Origin of the sequence: Kineococcus endophyticus, from assembly GCF_040796495.1 — a bacterium.
GTDB lineage: Bacteria > Actinomycetota > Actinomycetes > Actinomycetales > Kineococcaceae > Kineococcus > Kineococcus endophyticus.
This window is the reverse complement of record NZ_JBFNQN010000005.1, coordinates 218,118-244,360: the sequence shown is the minus strand read 5'-3', so window position 1 is coordinate 244,360 and position 26,243 is coordinate 218,118. Positions and strand designations below refer to the sequence as shown.

Below are 26,243 nucleotides of genomic sequence, written 5' to 3'. Positions count from 1 at the left end.
CCCCCGCATGTCCCCACGCTGGCACGCAGCGATGATCACGGCCGACGACGTGCCGCAGGCGCCGTTGCTGCGCACACGGTTCACCCTCGACGAGGGCCACGGGGAGGTGGCCTCCGCCGTCCTGCACGTCACGGCGCTCGGGGTCGTCGAACCCCACCTCGACGGCGAACCCGTGTCGCAGGACGTCCTCACGCCCGGCTGGAGCAGCTACGAGTGGCGGCTGCGCCACGCCACCCACGACCTCACGGAACGGTTCGCCGGAGGGTCGGCCGACCACGTCCTCGGGCTCGCGCTCGGCAACGGCTGGGCCGTGGGCCGGCTGGCCTGGAGCGGGAAGAGCGGCCTGTACTCCGACCGGATCGGCGCCTTCGCCCAGCTCGAACTGCGGTTCGCCGACGGCCACGAACAGGTGGTGGCGACGGGCCCGGACTGGCAGGCGCGCCCGTCGGCCGTGACGGCCGACGAGATCTACGACGGCCAGGACGTCGACTTCCGCCGCCTCGAACCGCGCTGGGCCGCGCTCGACGGGCCCGCCGACGGCTGGAGCGGGGTCAGCGTGCTGGAGTTCGACACCGACCGGCTCACCGAGTTCGTCGGGCCCCCGGTCCGGCGCCAGGAGGTCGTCAAGCCCGTCGCCGTGACGACGTCGCCGAGCGGGAAGACGCTCGTCGACTTCGGGCAGAACCTCGTCGGGTGGCTGCGGTTCACGGTCACCGGACCGGAGGGCAGCACCATCACCCTGCGGCACGCCGAGGTGCTCGAGCACGGCGAGCTGGGGGTGCGTCCGCTGCGGACGGCGAAGGCGACCGACCACCTCGTCCTGTCCGGCGGTGCAGACACGTTCGAACCGACGTTCACGTTCCACGGGTTCCGCTACGCCGAGGTCGAGGGCTGGCCCGGCGAGCTCACCGTCGACGACCTCGAGGCCGTCGTCGTGCACTCCCAGCTGCGGCGGACGGGGGAGTTCGAGTGTTCGCACGAGCTCGTCAACCAGCTGCACCGCAACGTGGTCTGGGGTCAGAAGGGCAACTTCCTCGACGTGCCCACCGACTGCCCGCAGCGCGACGAGCGCCTCGGCTGGACGGGTGACCTCGCCGTCTTCGGCCCCAGCGCCGCCTACCTGTTCGACGTCTCGGCGTTCCTGCGCGACTGGCTGCGCGACCTCGACGCCGAACAGGCCCACGACGACGGCATCACGCCCTACGTCGTCCCGGACGTCCTGAAGTTCTCGCCGCCGAAGGAGCTGCGCGGCAAGGCCGACTCCACGTGCTTCTGGTCCGACGTCGCCGTCTGGCTGCCGTGGACGCTGTGGCAGGCCTACGGCGACCGCGAGGCGCTGGCGGAGGCCTACCCGGCCGCCGTCGCGCACGTCCGGCACGTGGAGGGTCTGCTGTCCGCGACGGACCTGTGGGACGAGGGGTTCCAGTTCGCCGACTGGCTGGACCCGGACGCCCCGCCGGACGACCCGGCGGCGGCCAAGGCCGACAAGGGCGTCGTGTCGACGGCGGCGATCCACCGCTCGGCCCGCACGGCGGCGGACATGGCGCGGGTCCTGGGTCACGAGGAGGACGCCGCCGCGTTCGAGGCCCTCGCCGTCCGGCTGCGCACGGCGTTCCTGCAGCACTACGTGTCGCAGGACGGCACGGTGCTCTCGGACTGCGCCACGGTCTACGCCCTCGCCATCGAGTTCGGACTGCTGGACGGGGAGCTGAAGGCCAAGGCCGGTGACCGGCTCGCGGAGGTGGTCGCGAAGGCCGGGTACCGGGTGTCGACGGGTTTCGCCGGGACGCCGTACGTCACCGACGCCCTCACCTCCACCGGCCACCTCGAGGAGGCCTACCGGCTGCTGCTGGAGGAGGGCTGCCCGTCGTGGCTGTACCCCGTGACGATGGGGGCGACCACGATCTGGGAGCGGTGGGACTCGATGCTGCCGGACGGGACGATCAACCCCGGGCAGATGACGAGCTTCAACCACTACGCCCTGGGGGCCGTCGCGGACTGGATGCACCGCGTCGTCGCCGGGCTCTCGCCGCTGGAGCCGGGGTACGCGCGCTCGCTCGTCGCGCCGCGGCCGGGCGGGGGCCTGACCTGGGCGAAGGGTGCCCTCGAGACGCCGCACGGCCGGCTGGCGGTGAGCTGGCGGCAGGACGGCGACGCCCTCAGCGTCGACGTGACGGTCCCGGCGGGGACGTCGGCCGTCCTGCGGCTGCCCGACGGCAGCGAGCGCGAACTCGCCGCCGGCGAGCACAGCGTCACCGCCTGACCGGGCTGACCGGGCCGGCAGTCCTCCCGGCGCGGCGCGCGACGTCCGCGCGCCGCGCTGGGAGGATCGCCGCATGACCCAGCTGGGCACCCGGCCGCGACGCTCGCGCTTCGCGCCGGAGGTGCTGCCCGACGGGCGCCGGCGGTTCAGCCACGAGGCCGTCGTCGCGCGCCGGGTGCTGCTCGCCGGCGTCCTGGCCGCCGGGGTCGGCGGCGGGGTTGTCGTCTCGCGGCTGTCGGGGGACGACGCGGAGGTGGTTCCCGCGGCGGGCGCGGCGGCCCCGGCCCCCGAGCCCGCGCCGTCGGCCGCTCCCGTCGCCGTGGACGGACCGTCGCGCACGGCCGCCGACAGCCCGTGGGTGGTGGTCAACAAGCAGCACCCCCTCGACCCGCGCGACTACGCGCCGCCCCTGGCCGTCGTGGACGGCAAGGAGGTCGCGGCCGTCATCGCCCCCGACCTGCGGTCCCTGCTGCAGGACGCGCGTCGCGACGGGGTGGACCTGAGCGTCACGAGCGGGTACCGGTCGTTCCAGCGCCAGACGTCGGTCCACGACAGCGCCGTCGCCCGCGACGGCCTGGAGTCCGCCGAGAGCGTGTCGGCGCGCCCGGGGTACAGCGAGCACCAGACGGGGCTCGCCGTCGACTTCGGCGGCCGGACCCAACCCGGGTGCCTGCTGAAGAACTGCTTCGGCCAGACGCCGGAGTCGGAGTGGCTGCGCGCCCACGCCGGCCGCTACGGGTTCCTGCTGCGCTACCCCGAGGGGGCCACCGCGACCACCGGTTACGACCCCGAACCCTGGCACTGGCGCTGGGTGGGGACCGACCTCGTCCAGCGGGTGGCCGAGCGGGGGACCGCGACGCTGGAGGAGTTCTTCGGGATCAGCGGCGGCGCGGCGTACGCCTGAGCGTCCTAGGGTTCGGTCCGTGGAACGCCTCACCGCTCTCGTCACCGGACGCGTCCAGGGCGTCGGCTTCCGCTGGTGGACCCAGCGGCAGGCCGAGGAGCTGGGCCTGGTCGGCAGCGCCACCAACACCTCCGACGGCCACGTCGAGGTGGTCGCCGAGGGGGAGCGGGACGCGTTGCGGCAGTTGCTGTCCCGCCTGCGCTCCGACCCCTCCCAGCACGGACGCCCCGGGCGGGTCACCCGGGTCACCGACCACTGGGGACCCGCCGAGGGCGTCGAGGGCTTCGCGGCGCGCTGAGCGTCAGACCGCGGTGTCGACGCGGGGGTGCGCGCGGTGCGCGGGGCGGGCGACGAGGAACAGCATCGCCGCGGCCAGACCCGTGCACGTCAGCATCATCGTCACCATGGGGACGGCGGAGTGCTCACCGGCGAGCCCCACGAGCGGGGAGACCAGCGCGCCGATCGTGAACTGCAGCGCGCCCTGCAGTGCGGAGCCGGTGCCCGAGGCGAACCGCACCTCGTCGGCCGCCAGCGCCGTCGCGTTCCCGAAGATGAGACCGCAGCTGAAGACCGTGAACCACAGCAGGACGAGCACGGCCGGGGTCCAGGCGCCGAGGGCGAAGACCGTCGTGAACAACCCCGCGGCGCAGGCGAGCTGCAGGAGCACGCCGGTGGTCAGCACCTGCGACGGGCTGAACCGGCGCAGCGCCTTCGTCGAGACGGCACCGCCGGCGGCGATCCCGAGGGCGTTGGTCGCGAAGACGAGGGAGTAGGTCCCGGTCGAGAGGCCCACGACGTTCTGCAGCACGAAGGGCGAGGCCGACACGTAGGAGAAGACGGTCCCGAAGACGAGGACGAGCGTGCCGACGTACCCGACGTAGCCGCGGCGCGACAGGACGGCCCGGGCGGTGACGGCGACGTCGCGGACCCCGCCGGCGTGCCGGCGCTCGGCCGGCAGCGTCTCGGGGACGACGAACCACGCGGCCACGACCATGACGAGCGCCGCGACGGCGGTGACGCCGAAGATGCCGCGCCAGCCGCCGTGCCCCGCGACGAGACCGCCGAGCAGGGGTGCGACCACCGGGGCCACCCCACCGATGACGCCGAGCGTGGAGAAGGCGCGAGCGGCGGCCCGGCCGTGGGCCAGGTCGGCGACGACCGCGCGGCCGATGACCACGCCGGCGGCCCCGGCGACGCCCTGCACGAGGCGCGCCACGACGAGCACGCCGATCGAGGGCGTGAGGGCGCAGACGACCCCGGCGAGGAACGTGACGAGCGTGCCGGCCAGCAGCAGTCGACGGCGGCCGAGCCGGTCGGACAGGGGTCCCAGGACGAGCTGGCCGGCGGCCATCCCGAGCATGAACGTCGTCAGCGTCAGCTGTACGCGGGCGGCGCTCGTCGACAGGTCCGAGGCGAGGTCCGGGAACGTCGGCAGGTACATGTCGACGGCGAAGGGGCCGATCGCGCAGAGCAGGGCCAGCGTCACCAGCAGGCGCAGCGGGACCTCGTCGAGGGGGCGCCCGGTGGCGTCCTGGGCCACGAGGCCGCCCGGGGCGGTGCGGGGCCGCGGGAGCGCCCGGAACGGCGAGCGGCGCGCGCGGGTGGGGCCTTCGGAGCGGGTGGGGCGGGTACGACCGGCGGGGCGGGTCGGCACAGGGGTCCTTCCGGGATTCGTCGGGGTGTTCCACCGTTGTACAACCTCGGACCGTCACCCATCGACTGCATCGCGTGTCGTGCCAACGGTCATTCCAGACCGTGATGAGCACGTGGGCGGGTCCCGGTGCCGGGAGGCGCCACCGGCGGCGCGGCACGGCTCGCCTCGGACGATCACGGGCCCGTCGTCGTTAGGCTCTCGCCCCGTGCACCTGAAGACCCTCACCCTCAAGGGGTTCAAGTCGTTCGCCTCCGCGACGACGCTGCGGCTGCAGCCGGGGATCACGTGCGTGGTCGGCCCCAACGGCTCGGGCAAGTCGAACGTCCTGGACGCCCTGACCTGGGTGATGGGGGAGAGCAGCGCGAAGAGCCTGCGCGGCGGGAAGATGGAGGACGTCATCTTCGCCGGCACCACCGGCCCGGAGGGACGCTCCGCCCTCGGTCGCGCCGAGGTCAGCCTCACGATCGACAACGCCGACGGGGCGCTGCCCATCGAGTTCGCCGAGGTGACGATCACCCGGACGATGTTCCGCACGGGCGGTTCCGAGTACGCCATCAACGGTCAGACGTGCCGCCTGCTCGACGTCCAGGAGCTCCTGTCCGACTCCGGCATCGGCCGCGAGATGCACGTCATCGTCGGCCAGGGCCAGATCGACGCCGTCCTGCACGCCTCGCCCGAGGAGCGCCGCGCGTTCATCGAGGAGGCCGCGGGGGTCCTGAAGCACCGGCGCCGCAAGGAGAAGGCGCTGCGCAAGCTCGACGCGATGGAGGCCAACCTCACGCGGGTGGCCGACCTCGTCACCGAGATCCGGCGCCAGCTCAAGCCGCTGGGGCGCCAGGCCGAGGCGGCGCGCCGGGCCCAGGTCGTCCAGGCGGACCTGCGCGACGCGCGGTTGCGGCTCCTGGCCGACGACCTGGTGCAGGCCAGCAGCTCCCTGCAGCGCGACGAGGCGGACGAGGCGGCGCTGAAGACCCGCCAGACGCAGGTCGAGGCCGACCTCGCCGAGGCGTCGGCCCGGCTGCAGGCCGCCGAGCAGGCCGCCGCCGCCGCGGCCCCCGACCTCGCGCGCGCCGTCGAGACCCACCACCGCCTCGACGCCCTCGCCGAGCGGCTGCGCGGCGTGCAGGCCCTCGCCGCGGAGCGCTCCCGGCTGCTGGCGAACGAGCCCGAGGAGCAGACCGGCCGCCGCGACCCCGAGGAGCTGCAGGCCCAGGCCGACCGCGTCCGCGCCGAGGAGGCCGCGCTGGCCGAGCAGGTCGCCACGCGCCGTGCCGCGCTCGACGAGGTGCTCGCCGCCCGCGCGGAGGCCGACCAGGCGGCGCGGGCCGAGGACCAGCGGGTCTCCGCCGCGCTGCGTGCCGCCGCCGACCGCCGCGAGGGGCTGGCCCGCCTCGGCGGCCAGGTCGCCGCGCGCACCAGCCGCGTCGAGGCCGCCGAGGCCGAGCGCGAGCGACTGTCCGGCTCCCTGGCCGACGCCGAGCGCCGGCGGGAGGAGGCGCAGACGGCCTTCACCGCGCTGGAGACGCAGGTCGCCGGCGTCGAGGAGGGCGAGGAGGGTCTGGACGCCGAGCACGAGGCGGCGGCCGAGGCGCTCGAGGCCGCCGAGGCCGCGCACGAGCAGGCCCGCACCGAGGTGCAGGCCGCCGAACGCGACCGCGCGACGTGGGCCGCCCGCAAGGAGGCCCTCGAGATCGGTCTGGCCCGCAAGGACGGCACGGGGGCCCTGCTCGCCGCCGGCACGGCCGTCTCCGGGGTCCTGGGCTCGGTCGCGGCCCTGCTGAGCGTGGAGTCCGGCTACGAGCAGGCGATCGCCGCCGCGCTCGGGTCCACCGCCGACGCCGTCGCCGTCGCGAGCCCCGCCGACGCCGTCCGCGCCATCGAGCACCTCAAGGGCGAGGACGCCGGCCGGGCCGGGATGCTCGTCGCCACGGCCGGTTCCGGCGAGACCGGGACGGTCGTGCCCACCGGCGCGCGCGCCGCCCTGTCGCTCGTCACCGCGCCCGAGGACCTGCAGCCCGCCCTGGTCCGGCTCCTGGGCCACGTCGTCGTCGTCGAGGACCTCCCGGCCGCCCAGCGCGTCGCCGAGTCCGACCCCGACCTCGTCGCGGTCACGCACGACGGCGACGTCGTGGGCGCGCACGTCGCCGCGGGCGGGTCGTCGTCGGCGCCGAGCCTGCTGCAGGTGCAGGCCGCCGTCGACGAGGCGACCGACGCCCTGTCGGCCGCCGAGCACCGCGCGCAGCGGGCCCAGTTCGCGCTGCAGCAGGCGCAGACCGAGCGGTCCGCGGCGACCGAGCGCGTCGAGGCGGCCCTGGACCGGCTCCACGACTCCGACGCGCGCATGAACGCCGTCGCCGAGCAGCTCGGGCAGCTCGGCTCCGCCGTCCGGGCGGCGGCTGCGGAGGCCGACCGGCTGCGCGCGACGCGCGAGCAGGTCAGCACGCGCCTGGAGGCCGACCGCGTCGAGCTCGTCGAGCTGTCCGAACGCTTCGAGGCCGCCAGCGGTGTCGAGGGCGACGGGGAGGAGGAGGTCTCCACCGACGAGCGGGACCGCCTCGCCGAGGTCGCCCGGGGGTTCGGCGGCACCGAGACCGAGGCCCGGCTCGCCCTGCGGACCACCGAGGAGCGGTCCCGCGCTCTCGCCGGTCGCGCCGACGCGCTGGAACGGCAGGCCGCCGAGGAGCTCGCCGCCCGGGAACGCGCCGCCGCCCGTCGCGCCCGACGCGCCGAGCAGCTGCGCGTCGCCGCGACCGTCCGTGAGGGCGCCGCGAAGGCGTTGGCCGCGTGGGAGTCCTCGCACGCCCAGGCCGCCCGGCTGCGGGAGGCCGCCGAGGCCGCGAGGGCGACGTTCGACGAGCAGGTCGGGGCCGCGCGGCGCGCCGTGGAGTCCCTCAAGACCGAGCAGCAGCGCCTGGGCGACACCCGGCACGCCGACGAGGTGGCCCGTGCCCAGCAGCGGTGGAAGATCGACCAGCTGCGCCAACGCGCCCTCGAGGAGCTCGGGACCGACCCCGACGTCCTCGTCGAGGAGTACGGCCCGCACCAGCTCGTCCCGCCGTCCCCGCCCGCGCCCGGCGACCCCGAGCCGCAGGAGGCGCCGGAGCCGCGCCCGTACGTCCGCACCGAGCAGGACAAGCGGCGCCGCTCGGCCGAACGCGCCCTCGCGCAGCTGGGGCAGGTGAACCCGCTGGCGCTGGAGGAGTACGCGGCGATGGAGGAGCGTCACCAGTTCCTCGTGACGCAGTCGGACGACCTCAAGAACTCGCGCAAGGACCTGCTGGACATCGTCAAGGAGGTCGACGAGCGCGTCGAGCGCGTGTTCTCCGAGGCGTTCGCGGAGGTGGCGCAGCAGTACGAGGAGGTCTTCCCGCGCCTGTTCCCTGGCGGGGAGGGGCGCCTGGTCCTGACGAACCCGTCCGACATGCTCACCACGGGCATCGAGGTCGAGGCCCGGCCCGCGGGCAAGAAGGTCAAGCGGCTCTCGCTGCTGTCCGGCGGCGAGCGGTCGCTGGCCGCGGTGGCGATGCTCGTCTCGATCTTCCGGGCCCGCCCCAGCCCCTTCTACGTCATGGACGAGGTGGAGGCCGCGCTCGACGACTCCAACCTGTCGCGCCTCATCACCCTGTTCGAGGAGCTGCGCGCCACGAGCCAGCTGATCATCATCACCCACCAGAAGCGCACGATGCAGATCGCCGACGCCCTGTACGGCGTGACGATGCGCGGGGACGGGATCAGCACCGTCGTCAGCCAGCGGCTGCGCGAGGAGGAGCGGGCGGTCTCGGCGAAGGCTCCCGAACCCGTCCCAGCGCAGGCCTCCGAGCCCGCGGCGGTGTGACGCCCGTCGCCTCGGTGACGCCCTGATGAGCATCCGGTCACGGAGCGATGACGACGCCGCGTGCCGGGTGGTGCGGCCGGGACCTGCGGGGCAAGGTGGTCGCGTGATGAGCTTCCACCGGGTCCCGGTCCCGAACCCGGCCCCGGTGCCGACGTCGTGGGTGGTGGTCCGGTGATGGTGACGACTCTGCTGGTGACGTTCGTGGTGACGGTGGGCCTGGCCGTCGTCGTCCTGCTGACCGTCGCAGCGCCCAGCCTGCGCCGACGGGGCAGCCGGACGATGGCGCGGATCGACGCGGCGGCCGAACGGCTCCTGCCCGTCCTGCGCCACCACCGCGACCGCCTCGCCGAGCAGGCCCGCACGCGCGTGGCCGACCGCCTCGAGGCCCAGCGCCGCGGCACCCGCGAGGAGCACCGGACGGTCCGCGTCCGCTGACGGGTGTCGGCGGGCGGGCGGTCCCCTCCCCGTCTGGGAAGATCGGGGCTCGTGGAGACAGTCGAGTACGTCATCGGCCTCATCGCGGTCATCGCCCTCGCGGGCGTGGGCGCGCTGGTGGGCTTCGTCCGGCCGCGCCGCCGGCGCCGGAACCTCCCGCCCCGCCCCGGGCAGCAGGCCGGCCTGCCGGGGGACCGGCGCGACGGTGAGGAGCACCTGCCGGGGGTCGGTGACGACGCGGAGGTCCCGCGCGACAGCGCCACCCGCACTGTCGAGGACGTCGGCCTGCCCGACGGCCCCGTCGTCGAGCGTCCCGCCCCCGTCCTCGGGCGCCTCGTCCGGTTGCGCGAACGCCTCGCCCGCTCCAACTCCGCCCTCGGCCAGGGGCTGCTGGCCCTGCTGTCGCGCGACACGCTCGACGAGGCCACGTGGGAGGAGGTCGAGGACACCCTCCTGCTCGCCGACCTCGGCGTCGACCCCACGACGCGCATCGTCGACGCCCTGCGCGAGCGCGTGAAGGTGCTCGGCACCCGCGACCCCGCCCACCTGCGCGAACTCCTGCGCGAGGAGCTGCTCACCGCCGTCGGACCCGGCATGGACCGCACGCTGGCGACGCAGCGGCAGGGGGAGCGTCCCGCCGTCGTCATGGTCGTCGGCGTCAACGGCACGGGGAAGACCACGACCGTCGGCAAGCTCGCCCGCCTGCTCGTCGCCCAGGACAAGGACGTCGTCCTCGGCGCGGCCGACACGTTCCGCGCCGCGGCCGCCGAGCAGCTCGCCACCTGGGGCGACCGCGTCGGCGTGCCCACCGTCCGCAGCGACCGTGACGGTGCCGACCCGGCGGCCGTCGCCTTCGACGCCGTGAAGCAGGGCACCGAGGCCGAGGTGGACGTCGTCCTCATCGACACCGCCGGCCGGCTGCAGAACAAGGTCGGCCTCATGGACGAGCTCGGCAAGGTCAAGCGCGTCGTGGAGCGGCACGGCCCCGTCGACGAGGTCCTGCTCGTCCTGGACGCGACGACGGGCCAGAACGGTCTGCGCCAGGCGGCCGTGTTCTCCGAGGTCGTCGACGTCACCGGCATCGTGCTGACCAAGCTCGACGGGACCGCCAAGGGCGGCATCGTCGTGGCCGTCCAGCAGTCCCTCGGCGTCCCCGTGAAGCTCATCGGGCTCGGTGAGGGGGCCGACGACCTCGCGCCCTTCGAGCCGGAGGCGTTCGTGGACGCGCTCCTGTCCTGACGGGCCGGTCCGCGCGTTACGTGAAGTTCACACGGGCAGCGGTGCCGTCACACGGGCGAAACACGGCGAACGAGGGGTTGTAACGCGCTCGGTCCACGGTGGACCCCGTTCGACCCACTCCCTCTCCTCCCCGCCGGCACCGCCGGCCCTGCGGAAGGCCCGTTGCCCATGGATACCGGTGACACCGCCTGGGTGCTCGCCAGCGCCTCGCTCGTGCTGCTGATGACCCCCGGACTCGCGCTCTTCTACGGCGGCATGGTCCGCGCCAAGAGCGTCCTGAACATGATGATGATGAGCTTCGGCGCGATGGCCCTCATCGGGGTCCTGTGGGTCCTCTACGGCTTCTCGGTCGCGTTCGGCAACGACGTCGGGGGCGGCCTGCTCGGCAACCCGGGCGAGTTCTTCGGCCTCAAGGGCCTGCTGGGCGAGAGCCACCTCGTCGGCACGCTGCCGGCCATGGCCTTCGTCGGCTTCCAGTCCGCCTTCGCCATCATCGCCGTCGCCCTGATCTCCGGCGCGATCGCCGACCGGGCCAAGTTCGGCGCCTGGATGGTCTTCGCCGGCGTGTGGGCGACCATCGTCTACTTCCCCGTCGCGCACTGGGTGTTCTCCTTCGACGGCGTCGTCTCCGAGGTGGGCGGCTGGATCGCGAAGGCGGGCGCCATCGACTTCGCCGGCGGCACCGCCATCCACATCAACGCCGGCGCCGCCGGTCTCGCCCTGGCGCTCGTCCTCGGCAAGCGCCGCGGTTTCGGCCGCGACCCCATGCGCCCGCACAACCTGCCGCTGGTCATGCTCGGCGCCGGGATCCTGTGGTTCGGCTGGTTCGGCTTCAACGCCGGCTCGGCGACGGCCGCCAACGGCACCGCCGCGGTCGCGTGGATCAACACCCTCGCCGCCACCTCGGCCGCGATCCTCGGCTGGCTCCTGACCGAGAAGGTCCGGGACGGGCACGCCACCTCCCTCGGCGGCGCCTCCGGCGCGGTGGCCGGCCTGGTGGCCATCACCCCCGCCTGCTCGGCCCTGAACCCGATGACCTCGATCGTCGTCGGCGTCCTGGCCGGTGTGTTCTGCGCCCTGGCCGTGGGCCTGAAGTACAAGTTCGGCTACGACGACTCCCTCGACGTCGTCGGCGTCCACCTCGTCGGCGGCCTCTGGGGCACGCTGTCCATCGGGTTCTTCGCCACGGCCGACGCCCCCGCCGGTGTCGACGGCCTCTTCTACGGCGGCGGGTTCGGCCAGCTGTGGATCCAGTTCTACGCCGCCGTGGCGGTCATGGTCTTCTCGTTCCTCGTCACGCTGCTCATCGGTTTCGTGATCCAGAAGACCATGGGCTTCCGCATCGAGGAGGAGGACGAGGTGGCCGGCATCGACCAGGTCGAGCACGCCGAGTCCGCCTACGACTGGGGCACCCTCGGGGGCGGCTCGGGCCGCACGGCAGGCTCTCCGCTCGGCCAGGCCCGTCACGCGTCCGGAACCTCGGAGGTCTCCGCATGAAGCTCATCACCGCGATCATCAAGCCGCACAAGCTCGACGACGTGAAGTCGGCGCTCGAGGCCTACGGCATCCAGGGGATCACCATCTCGGAGTCCTCCGGCTACGGCCGCCAGCGCGGACACACCGAGGTCTACCGGGGTGCGGAGTACACCGTCGACCTCGTCCCGAAGGTGCGCGTGGAGGTCCTCGTCGACGACGTGGACGCCCACGACGTCGTCGAGGTCGTCGTCAAGAGCGCCCAGACCGGGCGGATCGGGGACGGCAAGGTCTGGACGCAGCCGGTCGACGACGTCGTCCGGGTCCGGACCGGCGAGCACGGCCCCGACGCGCTCTGACCCACCCGCACCGACCCTCCTGGAGGTCACCCCCATGGACGCTCCCGTGGCAGGTCCGCGCTGAGCGCGGACCTGCGCACCGAGCGACTCGCGCTGGCGGTGCGGGCCGGCACGCCCGGCCCCCGCGGGGGGGGGGGGCGGGCCCGCCCCCCCCCCCCCCCCCCCCCGCGCCGAGCTGGTCCAGCTCGTGGAGTCCCGGTTGCGCGACGTGTGGGACCTGGCCGTCGAACCCCTCGACGGCACGGTCGGACCGCTGGGGGAGGGGTCCGGCGTCGCGCTCGCGTGCGTCGGGTCCCTGGCCCGCCGCGACGCCGGCCCGGCCAGCGACGTGGACCTCGTCCTGCTGCACGACGGCCGGGCCCTGGGCCGCGACGACGTCGCGGCCCTGGCCGACCGGATCTGGTACCCCCTGTGGGACAACGGCTTGCGCCTGGACCACTCGGTCCGCACGACGAAGGAGTGCCGCGAGGTGGCCGCCGCCGACCTCGCCGCCGCGACCGGGCTGCTCGACCTGCGGGTCGTGGCCGGTGACGGCGGTCTCGTCGCCCGCACCCGGGGACACCTGCTCGACGACTGGCGCGCCGGAGCCCGACGGCGGCTGCCCCAGGTCCTGGACTCCCTGGCCGAGCGCGCCATGCGCTTCGGCGAGGTCGCCTACCTGCTCGAGCCCGACCTCAAGGAGGCCCGCGGCGGGCTGCGCGACGCCATCACCCTGCGCGCGCTCGCCGCGAGCTGGCTCACCGACCGCCCCCACGGCGCCGTCGACGAGGCCCACACGCTCCTGCTCGACGTCCGCGACGGCCTGCAGGCCTCCTCCGGCCGACCCGGGGACCGCCTCGTGCTCGCCGAGCAGGACGCCACCGCCGTCGTCTGCGGGTTCGCCGACGCCGACCTGCTGCTCGCCGCGGTCGCCCAGGCGGCCCGCACGATCTCCGCCGCGGTCGACCTCACCACCCGCCGGGCGCGCCAGTCCGTGCCGACCCGGCGCTTCCGCGCCCAGGGCAAGCGCCCGCGCCTGCGCTCGCTGGGGCACGGCCTCGTCGAGCACGACGGCGAGGTCGTCCTCGGCGCCGGGGTCAGCCCCGCCGAGGACCCGGTCCTGCCGCTGCGCGCCGCCGCCACCGCCGTCCGCGCCGGTCTGCCGTTGTCCCCGGTGACCCTGGAGCACCTCGTCACCACCTGCCCGCCGCTGCCCGAACCGTGGCCGGTCGCCGCCCGCGAGGCCCTCCTGGAACTGCTCGCCGCCGGCCCGGCCCAGGTGCCCGTGTGGGAGTCCCTCGACATGGTCGGCCTCGTCGAGCGCTGGGTCCCGGAGTGGACGGGCATCCGCAACCGCCCGCAGCGCAACGCCGTCCACCGCTGGACCGTCGACCGGCACCTCATCGAGACCGCCGTCGCCGCCGGCCCGTTCCTGCGCGAGGTGGAGCGACCGGACGTGCTGCTGCTGGCGGCGCTGACGCACGACCTCGGCAAGCTGCCCGGGGCGCAGGACCACTCCCGCACCGGTGCGCCGCTGGCCCGCGCCGTCGCCGAGCGCGCGGGGTTCGCCCCGGCGGACGTGGAGGTCGTCGGCCGGCTCGTCGCCGAGCACCTCACGCTCGTCGACCTCGCGACCCGCCGCGACCCCGACGACCCGCAGACCGTGGCCGCCCTCGTCGAGGCCGTCGACGGTCGGCTGGAGACGCTGAACCTGCTGCGCGCCCTCACCGAGGCCGACGCCCGCGCCGCGGGCCCGGCGGCGTGGTCGCCGTGGCGGGCCCGGCTCGTCGACGGCCTCGTCGCGCGCGCCCGCAAGTCCCTCGCCGGGGAGGAGGCGCCCGGCCCGGCGCCCTTCGACGCGGCCGAGCAGGCGCTCGCCGCCGCCACGGCCGCGGACGGGCAGACCCGCGTGGACGTGCGCGAGGTCGACGGCTTCTTCGTCGTCACCGTCGTCGCGCCCGACCGCACCGGGGTCTTCGCCGACCTCGCCGGCCTGCTCGCCGGCCACCGGTTCCTCGTGCGCTCCGCGCTCGTGCGCACCCTGGACGGCGTGGCCGTCGACTCCTGGTGGGTCGAGTCACCGACGGGGGAGGCCCCCTCGGCGGAACTGCTGCGGCAGAGCCTGGACCGCATCGTCGGCGGCGACGTCGCCCTGCTGGAGCGGCTCGCGGCCCGCGACGCGCAGACCCGACGGCCCGCCGGGGGCGCCCGGTCCCTCGTCGCGCACCCCCGCGTCGTCATCCTCCCCGGGGCCAGCGACCGCGCCACCGTCCTGGAGGTGCGCTGCGCCGACCGGCCCGGTCTGCTGCACGCCCTCGGACGCGCGCTGGCGACCGAACGCATCGACATCCGCTCCGCGCACGTCGCGACGTACGCCGCGCAGGCCGTCGACGTGCTGTACCTCGCCGAGCCGACGGGGGACCGGCTCTCCCCGCCCCGGGTGGCGATGGCCATCCAGGCCCTGTCGGACGCGGCGGAGGTGCCGGGGGCCTGACGTCCCGCCGGTTAAGGTGGTGGCGTGTTCGCCACGCTCTCCGACCGCCTCACCGCCACGTTCAAGTCGCTGCGCGGCAAGGGGCGGCTGACCGAAGCCGACGTCGACGCGACCGTGCGGGAGATCCGCCGCGCGCTCCTCGACGCCGACGTCGCCCTGCCCGTCGTGCGCGACTTCACCACGCGCATCCGCGAGCGGGCGACCGGTGCGGAGGTCGTGGGCCACCTCAACCCCGCCCAGCAGGTCGTCAAGATCGTCAACGAGGAGCTCGTCGGCATCCTCGGCGGGGAGACGCGCCGCCTGCGGTTCGCCAAGAACCCGCCCACGGTGATCATGCTCGCCGGCCTCCAGGGCGCCGGGAAGACGACGCTGGCCGGCAAGCTCGGCCGCTGGCTCAAGGGCAACGGCAACCGTCCGCTGCTCGTGGCCTGCGACCTGCAGCGCCCCAACGCCGTCAACCAGCTGCAGATCACCGGTGAGCGCGCCGGGGTCGACGTCTTCGCGCCCGAGCCGGGCAACGGCGTGGGCGACCCGGTCTCCGTCGCCCAGCGCGGCATCGAGCACGCCACCCGCCACCACTACGACGTCGTCGTCGTCGACACCGCGGGCCGTACCGGTGTCGACGCCGAGATGATGCAGCAGGCGATCGACATCCGCGCCGCCGTCAAGCCCGACGAGGTCCTCTTCGTCCTGGACGCGATGATCGGCCAGGACGCGGTCGCGACCGCCGAGGCGTTCCGCGACGGCGTCGGTTTCGACGGTGTCGTCCTCACCAAGCTCGACGGCGACGCCCGCGGTGGTGCGGCCCTGTCGGTGCGCCACGTCACGGGCCAGCCCGTCATGTTCGCCTCCACGGGCGAGAAGCTCGACGACTTCGAGCCCTTCCACCCCGACCGGATGGCCTCGCGCATCCTCGACATGGGTGACGTCATGTCGCTCATCGAGCAGGCGGAGAAGGCCTTCGACGCTGACCAGGCGCAGGCCATGGCCGCGAAGTTCGCGGCCGACGAGGACTTCACCCTCGACGACTTCCTGCAGCAGCTCCAGGCGGTCCGGAACATGGGCTCGCTGAAGAAGATGCTCGGGATGCTGCCCGGCATGGCCCAGATGCGGCAGCAGCTCGACGCCTTCGACGAGCGCGAGTTCGACCGCATCGAGGCGATGGTCCGCTCCATGACGCCGCTGGAACGGCGCCAGCCGCGCATCATGAACGGCTCCCGCCGGGCCCGCGTGGCCGCCGGGTGCGGCCAGAGCGTCTCGGCCGTCAACGACATGCTCGAACGCTTCGGCCAGGCGCAGAAGATGATGCGCTCGCTGAAGAACGGCCTCGGCGGCGGCGGTCTGCCCGGCATCCCGGGGATGCCCGGCGGCGCAGGCGGGGGTGCGTCGAAGAAGCAGAAGGCGCGCATCGCGGCCCAGAAGGGCAAGAAGGGCAAGAGCGGCAACCCCGCCAAGCGCGCTGCGGAGGAGAAGGCCGCCGCCGAACGCGCTGCGGCGCAGCCGGGTTCGGCCTTCGGGCTGCCCGACCCGTCGAAGGGGTTCGACCCGGCCGACCTGAACCTGCCGAAGGGGTTCGACAAGTACCTCGGGCAGTGACGCTCGCGTGAGCGAGGCACTGCACCTCACCGGGCCGCTGCTCGTCGGGCCCGAGGAGGTGGTCGACCAGGCGTGGGTCGTCGGGGGCCGGTTGACGTTCTCGCGGCCGGCTGCGGTCACGAGCACACGGCTCGACGGGTGGGTGCTGCCCGGTCTCGTCGACGCCCACTGCCACGTCGGCATCGGCCCGCACGGCTGGGTCCCCGACGACGTCGCCCGCGCCCAGGCGGTCGCCGACCGCGACGCGGGCGCGCTGCTCCTGCGGGACGCGGGCTCGGCGTCGCAGACCCGCTGGATGGACGACGTCGAGGACCTGCCCCGCATCGTCCGCGCAGGCCGCCACCTGGCCCGCACCCGCCGGTACCTGCGGGGCCTGGCGCACGAGATCGAACCCGAGGACCTCGTCGAGCACGTCCGGGTGGAGGCCCGACGCGGCGACGGCTGGGTCAAGCTGGTGGGCGACTGGATCGACCGGAGGACCGGGGACCTCGCGCCGTGCTGGCCCGCCGAGGTCCTCGCCGCCGGGGTCGCCGCCGCGCACGAGCTCGGCGCCCGCGTCACGGTCCACCAGTTCGGGCAGGCCGGCGTCGAGGAGCTGCGCGCCGCCGGCGTCGACGGGATCGAGCACGGCACCGGACTGGGGCCGGAGCACCTGTCGCGGCTGGCGGCTGCGGGCGTCGCCGTGGTGCCGACGCTGGTGAACATCGCGACGTTCCCCGGCATCGCCGACCGGGGCGAGCCGAAGTTCCCCACCTACGCGGCGCACATGCGCGCCCTGCACGCCCGGCGGTACGACACCGTCGCCGCCCTGCACGCCGCGGGTGTCCCGGTCTTCGCCGGCACCGACGCCGGCAGCGTCCTTCCGCACGGCCTCGTCGTCGACGAGCTGCACGAGCTGGCCGCCGCCGGCCTGTCCCGCACGGCGGCCCTGGACGCCGGGGTGTGGGCGGCCCGCCGCTGGCTCGGCCACCCCGGGCTGGAGGAGGGGGCCAGCGCCGACCTCCTCGTCGTGGCCGGCGACCCGCGCACCGACCTGGGCGTGCTGCGGGACCCGACGGTCGTGCTGCGCGGCCGTGTCGTGGACGGTGCGCGACCTCTGGCATGATGGTCCGGCACTCGTCCGTCCAGGGACCCTCTCACCCGGGACGAACGCGTCCCTGAACTGCCCGGCCCGGCGTCCCCACACCGGAGCGGTCCGTTCGACACTTCAGAACCGGGAGACACCCCACACCGTGGCTGTCAAGATTCGCCTCAAGCGCATGGGCCAGATCCGCGCGCCGTTCTACCGCATCGTCATCGCCGACTCGCGCAGCAAGCGCGACGGTCGCGCGATCGAAGAGGTCGGCCTGTACAACCCGATGACGGACCCCTCGACGATCGAGGTCAAGTCCGAGCGCGTCCAGTACTGGCTCGGCGTCGGCGCGCAGCCGACCGAGCAGGTCGCCGCGCTCCTCAAGGTCACGGGTGACTGGCAGAAGTTCAAGGGCCTGCCGGGTGCCGAGGGCACCTACCGGACCCCGAGCACCAACACCAAGCCCCCGCGCATCCCCGCCGGTGGAGCGGCCAAGACGGCGTCCGCGCCGGCCGAGGCCCCCGCCGCCGAGGCGCAGGCCCCGGCCGAAGAGTCCTGACGCGGTGCTCGCGGACGCTCTCGAGCACCTGGTGCGCGGCATCGTCGGCAACCCCGACGACGTGCAGGTGACGTCCAAGACGTTGCGGCGCGGTGCCGTGCTCGAAGTTCGCGTGCACCCGGACGACCTGGGGCGGGTCATCGGCCGCGCCGGTCGCACGGCCAAGGCGCTGCGCACCGTCCTCGGTGCGCTCGCCGGCGGCAAGCAGGTGCGCGTCGACCTCGTCGACGTGGACCGACGCTGACCTGCTGGGCCCTCCAGCACCACCTCCGGACGCCGGGGCCGCGCACGCGGCCCCGGCGTCCTGCCGTTCCACCCCCAGCCATCACGGAGGACTTCTCGTGGAGTACGTCGTCGCCCGCATCGGGCGCCCGCACGGGGTGCGGGGCGAGGTCACCGTCGAGGTGCGCACCGACGACCCCGACGACCGCTTCGTCCCGGGCGTGGTGCTGCGCACCGAGCCGGCCCGGGGTGCGCTCACCGTCTCGGGCGCCCGGTGGCACAACGGCACCCTCCTGCTCACCTTCGAGGAGGTCGCCGACCGCACCGCCGTCGAGGCCCTGCGCGACACCCTGCTGCTCGTCGACATCGACGACGAGGCGCAGGAGTCCGACGACGCCTGGTACCCGCACCAGCTGCGGGGCATGGCCGCGGTGACGGTGACGGGGACGCCGCTGGGCACCGTCGCCGACCTGCTGACCGGCTCCGCGCAGGACGTGCTCGTCGTGACGGGGACCGACGGGCGCGAGGTGCTCGTCCCCTTCGTCCGCGCCATCGTCCCGACCGTCGACGTGCGCCGGCGCAAGGTGGTCCTCGCCCCGCCCGGTGGGCTCTTCGTCGAGCTGCCGGGGGACGAGGGCTAGTGCGCCTCGACGTCGTCACGATCTTCGCCGACTACCTCGCGCCGCTGCGGCTCTCGCTCATCGGCAAGGCGCAGGCGCAGGGGCTGCTCGACGTGCGGGTGCACGACCTGCGCGAGCACACCCACGACCGGCACCGCACGGTCGACGACACCCCCTACGGCGGGGGCGCCGGGCTGCTCATGAAGCCCGAGCCCTGGGGCGAGGCGCTCGACGCCGTCCTGGCCGACCCGCCCGCGGGTGCCCGGGAGGAGGGGCCGGTGCTCGTCGTCCCGTCCCCGGTGGGGGAGGTCTTCAGCCAGCGGGCCGCGGTCGAGCTCGCGGCCGAACCGTGGCTCGTCTTCGCCTGCGGCCGCTACGAGGGCATCGACGCCCGCGTCGTGGAGCACTACCGGACGCGGATCCGGGTGCGGGAGGTCTCGCTGGGGGACTACGTCCTCAACGGCGGGGAGGTCGCCGTCCTGGCGATCACCGAGGCCGTCGTGCGCCTGGTGCCCGGCGTGGTCGGCAACGCGGCCTCCCTCACCGAGGAGAGCCACGCCCCCGAGCACGACGGGCTGCTGGAGCACCCCGCCTACACCAAGCCCGCCTCCTGGCGCGGCCTCGACGTCCCGGCCGTGCTGGCCGGTGGCAACCACGGGGCCGTCGAGCGCTGGCGGCGGGACGAGGCGTTGCGGCGCACCGCGTCCCGGCGTCCGGACGTGGTGGAGCGGCTGGACCCGGCACGCTGCGACGCGCAGGACCTCACCGTCCTCGCCGAGCTGGGCTGGACCCCCGGTGATCACGGATTCCGTCCCACGACCTCCGCTGTGGCAGACTGATCAGCTGACACCAACGAGCCGCGACGGCCGGTGACCGCTGCCCCCGGGCGGCGGAGGGTGCGCCTGCCACAGGGGGCCAACCCCACCGGATGCCCGTCGCGGGACCAACGCCTGTGCCGATGACCTGTGGCAACGACAGGGGAAGTGAGCAACAGCCATGAACGTGCTCGACAGCATCGACGCAGCCCAGCTGCGCAGCGACATCCCGGAGTTCCGGGCCGGCGACACCCTCAAGGTGCACGTCAAGGTCATCGAGGGCAGCCGCTCCCGTGTCCAGGTCTTCCAGGGCGTCGTCATCCGCCGCACCGGTGGCGGCATCCGCGAGGCCTTCACCGTCCGCAAGGTCAGCTTCGGCGTCGGCGTGGAGCGCACCTTCCCGCTGCACACCCCGGTCATCGAGAAGATCGAGGTCGTGACCCGCGGTGACGTGAAGCGCGCCAAGCTGTACTACCTGCGCGACCTGCGCGGCAAGGCCGCCAAGATCAAGGAGCGTCGCGACACGACCAGCCCCCGCGGCTGAGTCCAGCACCTCCACCGCGAGCCGGGTCCCCGACGGGGCCCGGCTCGTGTCGTTGCGGACGGGTTCCCAGCAGGCCCGTCTAGACTCCCCGAGCCGCGCTCTCGCGGCGTGCAGTCCCCGTGAGGCAGGAGTTCCGTGACGACCACCCAGCCGCGGCCGTCGACGTCCGGTGAGCCGGCTGGGCGCCGCTCCTCGCGCGGGGCACGGGCCGTCCTCGTGCTCGCCATCGCCCTCCTGCTGGTCCTGCTCGTCCGCTCCTTCGTCGTGCAGACCTTCTCCATCCCCTCGGACTCGATGCAGCCGACCCTGCAGCCGGGTGAGCGCGTGCTCGTCTGGCGCGTCGACGCCTCCGACGTCCAGCGCGGTGACGTCGTCGTCTTCGACGGCACCGGCACCTTCGCCGACGCGCCGCCGGACCCGCAGGGCCTGGCCGCCGTCGGCGCCGGGGTCGCGGGGGTGCTGGGCTTCCGCCCCGGCGAGTCCGACTACGTCAAGCGCGTCGTGGGGCTGCCGGGGGACCGCATCACCTGCTGCGACGACCAGGGGCGCCTCCTCGTCGACGGCGAGCCCCTCGAGGAGCCGTACGTGCAGCCCGGGGACGCCCCCAGCGAGCTGCGGTTCGACATCGCCGTGCCCGAGGGGCGACTGTGGGTGATGGGCGACCACCGCAGCGACTCGGTCGACTCGCGCTCCCACCTCGGCTCACCGGGTGGGGGGACGATCGCCCTCGACGACGTCATCGGCCGCGTCGTCGCCATCACCTGGCCGCTCGACGCGGTCGGCACCGTCGGACGGGGGAGCGCGTCGTGAGCGCCGGGGACACCGAGCAGGACACGCAGGCGCAGGAGCCCGCGCCGCGGCGCAAGGCCGGCGGTGGCATCGTCGGCGCCGTCCGCGAGACCGTCCTCGTCGTCGCGGTCGCGCTCGTCGTGTCCCTGGTGGTCAAGACCTTCCTGCTGCAGGCGTTCTTCATCCCCTCGCAGTCGATGGAGCAGACGCTCGACATCGGCGACCGCGTCGTCGTCAGCAAGCTGACCCCGGGGCCGTTCGAGCTGCACCGCGGGGACGTCGTGGTCTTCGCCGACCCCGGCGGCTGGCTGCAGGGCTCCACGCCCCCGCAGCGCAGCGCCGTGGGGTCCGTCGTCGCCGACGCCCTGACCTTCGTGGGGCTGCTGCCGGAGGACTCCGACGACCACCTCATCAAGCGCGTCATCGGCCTGCCCGGCGACCACGTCGTCTGCTGCGACGCCGGCGGCCGGCTCACCGTGAACGACGTCCCGGTCGACGAGTCCGCCTACCTGGCCGCGGGCGTCGCGCCCAGCGACTCGGCCTTCGACGTCACGGTCCCGGCGGGCGAGCTGTGGGTCATGGGCGACAACCGCGCGGAGTCGGCCGACTCACGCTTCAACCGGGACAAGGCGCACAACGGGTTCGTGCCGGTCGACCTCGTCGTCGGCCGCGCCTACGCCGTCGTCTGGCCGCTGTCGCACTGGTCCTGGCTGGGCACTCCCGACGACTTCGCCTCGGTGCCGGGGCGGACGGGTGTGAAGTGAGCCCGGTCACCCGGGGCACGGTCAAGCGCCGGCCCGCGCCGTCGCCCGCGACCCCGCCGTCCCTGCGCCTGGAGCGCCAGCTCCTGCGCTCGGGCCACACCCTCGTCGCCGGCATGGACGAGGTCGGCCGCGGGGCGCTCGCCGGGCCCGTCAGCGTCGGCGTCCTCGTCGTCGACGAGGCCACCCGCACCGCACCCACGGGGCTGCGCGACTCCAAGCTGCTGACGCCGGCCAGCCGGGACGCCCTGGCGCCCAAGGTGCGCCGGTGGGCCCTCGCCTGGGCCGTCGGACACACCGAGCCGGCCGAGATCGACGCCATCGGCATCATCGCCGCACTGCGCCTGGCCGGCCGCCGGGCCCTCGCGCAGCTGCCGGTACGGCCCGACGTCGTCATCCTCGACGGAAACCACGACTACCTCAGCGACCCCCGCGAACCCTCGCTGCTCGACGAGCTGGGGGAGCTGGGCGAGCAGGGTCCGGTCCTGCCCTGCGACGCGCCGGCCGTCACGACCCGGATCAAGGCGGACATGTCCTGCGCGGCCGTTGCCGGGGCGAGCGTGCTGGCCAAGACGACCCGGGACGCGATGATGGCCGAGCGCCACAGTGCGTTCCCGCAGTACGGATGGGCCGGCAACAAGGGCTACAGCGCCCCGGACCACCTCCAGGCCCTCGCCGAGCACGGCAGCTGCGAGCAGCACCGGCGCAGCTGGCGGCTGCCCGGTCTGGCCGTGCCCGCCCCCCGCGTCGTCGAGGCGTCCGCCGAGGCCCTGGACCTGGGGCTCCTGGAGGACGAGGCGCTCGCGGACCTCACCTCCCACACCTCGGGGGGCCGGAAGGCATGATGGTCCCGTGAGCGCCGAGGACCTGGAGAACTACGAGACCGAGATGGAGCTGCAGCTCTACCGCGAGTACCGGGACGTCGTCTCGTTGTTCTCGTACGTGGTGGAGACCGAACGGCGCTTCTACCTCGCCAACTCGGTGGACCTGCAGGTCCGCACGGCCGACGGCGAGACGTACTTCGAGGTGACCCTGCACGACGCGTGGGTGTGGGACGTCTACCGGCCCGCCCGCTTCGTGCGCGACGTGCGCGTCGTGACGTTCAAGGACGTCAACGTCGAGGAGCTGCAGAAGCGCGACATCGAGGTCCCCGACGGGCCGGACCTGCGCGAGCGCTGAGGCCCGCCGTTCGGCCATCCAGGTGACGCATGACGTCATCCGTAACGCCTGTGCACGCTGCGTCGATGCACCCGTGGGACGCGCCCCACTGCCGGGGGGTCGCTGGGGCGCGTTCCCACTTGTCTCACCCTTCCTCCAGGCCCGGCGAGCTGTGGACGACGACGTCCCGTGCCGTCCCGGGCTCCACAGGCGACCCGCCGTCCACAGCGGGGCCCGGCAGGGCCTGACCCCGCCTCCCACCGCCGCAGGCTGAGCCGCGGAGGTGGTGCACGTGCGCGCGAAGGACGCCGTGGGGCAGTACGGGGAACGGGTGGCGGCCCGGTGGCTGGTCGAGGCGGGCATGACCGTCCTGGACCGCAACTGGCGGTGCCGGTACGGGGAGATCGACGTGCTGGCCCGGGACGGCGACGACCTCGTCGTGTGCGAGGTCAAGACACGACGCAGCACGAGCGCGGGGACGGCGGCCGAAGCCGTCACCCCCGACAAGCTGACCCGGCTGCAGGAGCTCGCCCAGGAGTGGCTCAAGGCCCACCCCGCCGTGACACCCGCCGGCATCCGCTTCGACGTCGTGGCGGTGAGCCCCGCCGAGCGGGGCCCGGCCCGGGTCGAGCACCTGCGGGGCGTGCTCTGATGGCGCTCGCCCGCTCCCTCGCCGTCGGGCTCGTCGGGCTCGACGGGCACCTCGTCGAGGTGGAGGCCGACATCTCACCCGGCATCCCCGCCTTCGTGCTCGTCGGCCTGCCCGACGCGTCCCTGCACGAGGCGAAGGACCGCGTCCGGGCCGCGACGGCCAACTCCGGCTTCCCGCTGCCGGCGCAGCGGATCACCGTGAACCTCTCGCCCGCGACCCTGCCGAAGACGGGATCGGCCTTCGACCTCGCCGTGGCCGTCGCGACGCTGACGGCCGCCGGGGTCCTGCCGCCGGAGGCGTCGGCCGAGACGGTCCACCTCGGCGAGCTCGGCCTCGACGGCAGCGTGCGGGCCGTCGACGGGGTGCTGCCCGCGGTGCTGGCCGCTGCCCGTGCGGGGGTGCGCCGGGTCGTCGTGCCCGAGGCGACGGTCGAGGAGGCCGCGCTCGTCCCCGGCGTCGCCGTCCGCGGAGTGCGCTGGCTGGCCGAGCTGGTCGCGGACTACCGCGGTGACCCACCGCTGGACCTGCCCGACCCGCCGCGCGCCTTCGTCCCGCCCGAGCGGGTGAGCGCCGGACGTCCGCTGGACCTCGCCGACGTCGTCGGCCAGACGGAGGCCCGCTTCGCCCTCGAGGTGGCCGCGGCCGGCGGGCACCACCTGCTGATGAACGGGCCGCCCGGGGCGGGCAAGACGATGCTCGCCGCTCGTCTGCCCGGGCTCCTGCCCGACCTGGAGGAGGAGGCCGCGCTGGAGGTGACCGCCGTGCACTCGGTGGCCGGGACCCTGCGCGGGCGGCCGGGCACCGCCCTCATCACGCGCCCGCCCTACGAGGACCCGCACCACACCGCCTCGGTCGCCTCCGTCGTCGGCGGCGGCAGCGGGGTGCCGCGGCCCGGAGCGGTGTCCCGGGCCCACCGCGGGGTGCTCTTCCTCGACGAGGCGCCGGAGTTCGAGGCCCGCGTCCTGGACGCCCTGCGCCAGCCGCTCGAGCACGGCGAGCTCGTCCTGCACCGCGCCCGGGGGACGGCGCGGTACCCGGCGCGGTTCCAGCTGGTCCTGGCGGCCAACCCCTGCCCCTGCGGACGCGCCGTCGGCAAGGGCCTGGACTGCACGTGCTCACCGCAGGCGCGGCGGCGGTACGCCGCCAAGCTGTCGGGTCCGCTGCTCGACCGCGTCGACGTGCAGCTGCAGGTGCAGGCCGTGACGCGTGCCGAGGTCGCCGAGGCGGCCGCGGGGGAGAGCACGGCCGTGGTGGCGGCGCGGGTCGCCGCGGCGCGGGGGGTCCAGGGCGAACGCCTGGGGCGCCACGGCGTGCGGACGAACGGAGAGCTCAAGGGGCCGCTCCTGCGCGGTCCGCTGCGCCTCGGCCCGGCCGTCACGCGCGACCTCGACCGGGCCCTGGAACGGGGGGTGCTGACGCTGCGCGGGGTGGACCGGGTGCTCCGGCTGGCCTGGACGGTGGCCGACCTGCGCGGGTCCGGGACACCGGACCGGGACGACGTCGGCCGCGCCCTCGCCCTGCGGGGAGCTCTCAGCACGGCGGTGGCCGCGTGAGCCGCGCCCTGACGCAGGTCCCACCCGCCCTGCGCCCCGCCCTGGAGGACGACCGGCTCGCCCGGGCGGCCTGGAGCCGCCTCGCCGAACCGGGGGACGTCGCCGCGGCCCGGCTGGTCGGCGAGGTCGGGGCGCCCCTGGCGCTCGAGGCGGTCGTCACCGGCCGGGGTCCGGAGCGGTGGCGCACGCGGCTGGCCGACGTCGACCCCGCGGGCGACGTCGCCGCGGTCCGCGCCGCGGGCGGCCGGCTCGTCGTGCCCGCCGACGAGGAGTGGCCGGTCGGCCTGGCCGACCTCGACGTCGACGCGACGGGGGAGCGACCCCTGGGGGCACCGTTCTGCCTGTGGGTGCGCGGCCCTGCGCGCCTGGCCGACGTCAGCGCCCGCAGCGCCGCCCTCGTCGGTTCGCGGGCCGCCACCGCGTACGGCCAGCACGTCGCGGCCGACCTCGCGGTCGGGCTCGCCGACCGCGGGTTCGCCGTCGTCAGCGGGGGCGCCTTCGGCATCGACGCGGCCGCCCACCGGGCCGCCGTGGCCGTCGGGGCGACGAGCGTGGCCGTCCTGGCCTGCGGGGTCGACCGCAGCTACCCGCCCGGCAACGCGGCGCTCCTGGCCCGCCTCGCCCAGACCGGTGCGCTGGTCTCGGAGGTGCCGCCGGGCAGCACCCCGACGCGGTGGCGCTTCCTGGAGCGCAACCGCCTCATCGCCGCCCTCACCCGGGGCACGGTGGTCGTCGAGGCCGCGTGGCGCTCCGGGGCGCTGTCCACGGCGGACCGGGCCGAGCGGCTGCACCGCCCCGTCGGTGCCGTCCCCGGGCCGGTGACGTCACCGGCCTCGGCCGGGTGCCACCGCCTGCTGCGCGACCGCGGGGCGGTCTGCGTCACGAGCGCGGCGGAGGCGGCCGAACTGCTCGGCGAGCTGGGCGCCGAGGAGGTGTCGGTCCCGGCGGTGGAGCGGCGACCCTTCGACGGCCTCGACCGGGAGGAGCTGCGGGTGGCCGAGTGCCTGCCGCGCCGGGCGGGCGCGGACCTGGACGCGCTGGCCCGTGACAGCGGCCTCGACGCCGGTGCCGTCCAGGCCCTCCTCGGACGCCTGGAGCTGTCCGGGCACGCGGTCCGGACCGGGGCGGGGTGGTGTCGCGGGCCGGGTGCCTGAGGCGGTGGCCGGACCGGAAAACCAGTGGGACCGCCGGCGTGCGCTGCGTATCGTCGTTCCTCGTGCCTGCCGCGGAAACCGTTGCCGCGCAGGCCCTGAGCACATGACGAGCA

Annotated in this window: 24 protein-coding genes; 23 read left to right on the top strand and 1 reads right to left on the bottom strand. The window is 74.9% G+C overall.

Annotation, left to right across the window (positions count from 1 at the left end; genetic code table 11):
• Window positions 1-7: 7 nt before the first annotated feature.
• The 3 genes from AB1207_RS08940 (at window position 8) to AB1207_RS08930 (ending at window position 3,465) form a co-directional block, all read left to right on the top strand.
• Window positions 8-2,263: a family 78 glycoside hydrolase catalytic domain gene (locus AB1207_RS08940; protein WP_367637705.1), complete on the top strand. Its 2,256-nt coding sequence runs from the start codon at window positions 8-10 to the stop codon at window positions 2,261-2,263.
• A 73-nt stretch (window positions 2,264-2,336) separates the two neighbouring features.
• Window positions 2,337-3,167, top strand: coding sequence for a M15 family metallopeptidase (locus AB1207_RS08935; RefSeq protein WP_367637704.1), 831 nt, complete (start codon window positions 2,337-2,339; stop codon window positions 3,165-3,167).
• A gap of 19 nt (window positions 3,168-3,186) precedes the next feature.
• Window positions 3,187-3,465 (top strand): acylphosphatase, encoded by a 279-nt coding sequence (locus AB1207_RS08930; RefSeq protein ID WP_367637702.1) that lies wholly within the window; start codon window positions 3,187-3,189, stop codon window positions 3,463-3,465.
• A 3-nt stretch (window positions 3,466-3,468) separates the two neighbouring features.
• Here AB1207_RS08930 and AB1207_RS08925 read toward each other — a convergent pair whose 3' ends face one another.
• Window positions 3,469-4,821 (bottom strand): multidrug effflux MFS transporter, encoded by a 1,353-nt coding sequence (locus AB1207_RS08925; protein WP_367637700.1) that lies wholly within the window; start codon window positions 4,819-4,821, stop codon window positions 3,469-3,471.
• Window positions 4,822-5,026: 205 nt separating this feature from the next.
• Here AB1207_RS08925 and smc point away from each other — a divergent pair, with 205 nt between their 5' ends.
• From smc to dprA, 20 genes are all read left to right on the top strand, one after another.
• Window positions 5,027-8,656 (top strand): chromosome segregation protein SMC, encoded by a 3,630-nt coding sequence (gene smc, locus AB1207_RS08920; RefSeq protein ID WP_367637699.1) that lies wholly within the window; start codon window positions 5,027-5,029, stop codon window positions 8,654-8,656.
• Window positions 8,657-8,848: 192 nt separating this feature from the next.
• Window positions 8,849-9,091 carry a hypothetical protein gene (locus AB1207_RS08915; RefSeq protein WP_367637698.1) on the top strand — a complete coding sequence of 81 codons (243 nt, stop codon included), beginning with the start codon at window positions 8,849-8,851 and terminating at the stop codon, window positions 9,089-9,091.
• Window positions 9,092-9,142: 51 nt separating this feature from the next.
• A complete protein-coding gene (ftsY, locus tag AB1207_RS08910; RefSeq protein WP_367637696.1) occupies window positions 9,143-10,330 on the top strand; it encodes a signal recognition particle-docking protein FtsY in 1,188 nt (395 codons plus the stop codon).
• A 168-nt stretch (window positions 10,331-10,498) separates the two neighbouring features.
• The gene (locus AB1207_RS08905) at window positions 10,499-11,827 is read left to right on the top strand and encodes an ammonium transporter (RefSeq protein WP_367637694.1); all 1,329 of its coding nucleotides are present in this window, start codon (window positions 10,499-10,501) and stop codon (window positions 11,825-11,827) included.
• Window positions 11,824-12,162 carry a P-II family nitrogen regulator gene (locus AB1207_RS08900; protein WP_367637693.1) on the top strand — a complete coding sequence of 113 codons (339 nt, stop codon included), beginning with the start codon at window positions 11,824-11,826 and terminating at the stop codon, window positions 12,160-12,162. Before AB1207_RS08905 ends, AB1207_RS08900 begins: the two co-directional genes overlap by 4 nt.
• A 187-nt stretch (window positions 12,163-12,349) precedes the next feature.
• On the top strand, window positions 12,350-14,635 hold the full coding sequence (locus AB1207_RS08895) for a [protein-PII] uridylyltransferase (protein ID WP_367637691.1): 2,286 nt from the start codon (window positions 12,350-12,352) through the stop codon (window positions 14,633-14,635).
• A 24-nt stretch (window positions 14,636-14,659) separates the two neighbouring features.
• Complete coding sequence (ffh, locus tag AB1207_RS08890; protein ID WP_367637690.1) at window positions 14,660-16,231, top strand: signal recognition particle protein; 1,572 nt, start codon at window positions 14,660-14,662, stop codon at window positions 16,229-16,231.
• A 7-nt stretch (window positions 16,232-16,238) separates the two neighbouring features.
• Window positions 16,239-17,336, top strand: coding sequence for an amidohydrolase family protein (locus AB1207_RS08885; protein WP_367637689.1), 1,098 nt, complete (start codon window positions 16,239-16,241; stop codon window positions 17,334-17,336).
• Between the two features lie 127 nt (window positions 17,337-17,463).
• Window positions 17,464-17,862, top strand: a complete 399-nt coding sequence (gene rpsP / locus AB1207_RS08880) for a 30S ribosomal protein S16 (RefSeq protein WP_367637687.1) — start codon at window positions 17,464-17,466, stop codon at window positions 17,860-17,862.
• A 4-nt stretch (window positions 17,863-17,866) separates the two neighbouring features.
• Window positions 17,867-18,106 (top strand): RNA-binding protein, encoded by a 240-nt coding sequence (locus AB1207_RS08875; protein WP_367637686.1) that lies wholly within the window; start codon window positions 17,867-17,869, stop codon window positions 18,104-18,106.
• Window positions 18,107-18,203: 97 nt separating this feature from the next.
• Window positions 18,204-18,725 (top strand): ribosome maturation factor RimM, encoded by a 522-nt coding sequence (gene rimM / locus AB1207_RS08870; protein WP_367637684.1) that lies wholly within the window; start codon window positions 18,204-18,206, stop codon window positions 18,723-18,725.
• Window positions 18,725-19,543 (top strand): tRNA (guanosine(37)-N1)-methyltransferase TrmD, encoded by an 819-nt coding sequence (gene trmD, locus AB1207_RS08865; protein WP_367637683.1) that lies wholly within the window; start codon window positions 18,725-18,727, stop codon window positions 19,541-19,543. The genes rimM and trmD overlap by 1 nt, the downstream gene beginning before the upstream one ends.
• 157 nt (window positions 19,544-19,700) lie before the next feature.
• A complete protein-coding gene (gene rplS, locus AB1207_RS08860) occupies window positions 19,701-20,063 on the top strand; it encodes a 50S ribosomal protein L19 (RefSeq protein WP_367637682.1) in 363 nt (120 codons plus the stop codon).
• A 135-nt stretch (window positions 20,064-20,198) separates the two neighbouring features.
• The gene (lepB, locus tag AB1207_RS08855; RefSeq protein WP_367637681.1) at window positions 20,199-20,873 is read left to right on the top strand and encodes a signal peptidase I; all 675 of its coding nucleotides are present in this window, start codon (window positions 20,199-20,201) and stop codon (window positions 20,871-20,873) included.
• A complete protein-coding gene (lepB, locus tag AB1207_RS08850; protein ID WP_367637679.1) occupies window positions 20,870-21,616 on the top strand; it encodes a signal peptidase I in 747 nt (248 codons plus the stop codon). The genes lepB (AB1207_RS08855) and lepB (AB1207_RS08850) overlap by 4 nt, the downstream gene beginning before the upstream one ends.
• On the top strand, window positions 21,613-22,458 hold the full coding sequence (gene rnhB, locus AB1207_RS08845; protein WP_437178894.1) for a ribonuclease HII: 846 nt from the start codon (window positions 21,613-21,615) through the stop codon (window positions 22,456-22,458). Before lepB (AB1207_RS08850) ends, rnhB begins: the two co-directional genes overlap by 4 nt.
• A 7-nt stretch (window positions 22,459-22,465) precedes the next feature.
• The gene (locus AB1207_RS08840; protein WP_366169179.1) at window positions 22,466-22,792 is read left to right on the top strand and encodes a DUF2469 domain-containing protein; all 327 of its coding nucleotides are present in this window, start codon (window positions 22,466-22,468) and stop codon (window positions 22,790-22,792) included.
• Between the two features lie 262 nt (window positions 22,793-23,054).
• Complete coding sequence (locus tag AB1207_RS08835) at window positions 23,055-23,423, top strand: YraN family protein (RefSeq protein ID WP_367637677.1); 369 nt, start codon at window positions 23,055-23,057, stop codon at window positions 23,421-23,423.
• Window positions 23,423-24,976, top strand: a complete 1,554-nt coding sequence (locus tag AB1207_RS08830; RefSeq protein ID WP_367637676.1) for a YifB family Mg chelatase-like AAA ATPase — start codon at window positions 23,423-23,425, stop codon at window positions 24,974-24,976. The genes AB1207_RS08835 and AB1207_RS08830 overlap by 1 nt, the downstream gene beginning before the upstream one ends.
• Window positions 24,973-26,130: a DNA-processing protein DprA gene (gene dprA, locus AB1207_RS08825; RefSeq protein ID WP_367637674.1), complete on the top strand. Its 1,158-nt coding sequence runs from the start codon at window positions 24,973-24,975 to the stop codon at window positions 26,128-26,130. The genes AB1207_RS08830 and dprA overlap by 4 nt, the downstream gene beginning before the upstream one ends.
• The last annotated feature ends 113 nt before the right edge of the window (window positions 26,131-26,243 follow it).

Excerpts from the sequence above, each read along its gene's own strand:
- AB1207_RS08830 (WP_367637676.1), top strand. The coding sequence starts at position 23,423 with ATGGCGCTCGCCCGCTCCCTCGCCGTCGGGCTCGTCGGGCTCGACGGG.
- AB1207_RS08905 (WP_367637694.1), top strand. The coding sequence starts at position 10,499 with ATGGATACCGGTGACACCGCCTGGGTGCTCGCCAGCGCCTCGCTCGTG.
- rplS (WP_367637682.1), top strand. The coding sequence starts at position 19,701 with ATGAACGTGCTCGACAGCATCGACGCAGCCCAGCTGCGCAGCGACATC.
- AB1207_RS08940 (WP_367637705.1), top strand. The coding sequence starts at position 8 with ATGTCCCCACGCTGGCACGCAGCGATGATCACGGCCGACGACGTGCCG.
- AB1207_RS08900 (WP_367637693.1), top strand. The coding sequence starts at position 11,824 with ATGAAGCTCATCACCGCGATCATCAAGCCGCACAAGCTCGACGACGTG.
- AB1207_RS08935 (WP_367637704.1), top strand. The coding sequence starts at position 2,337 with ATGACCCAGCTGGGCACCCGGCCGCGACGCTCGCGCTTCGCGCCGGAG.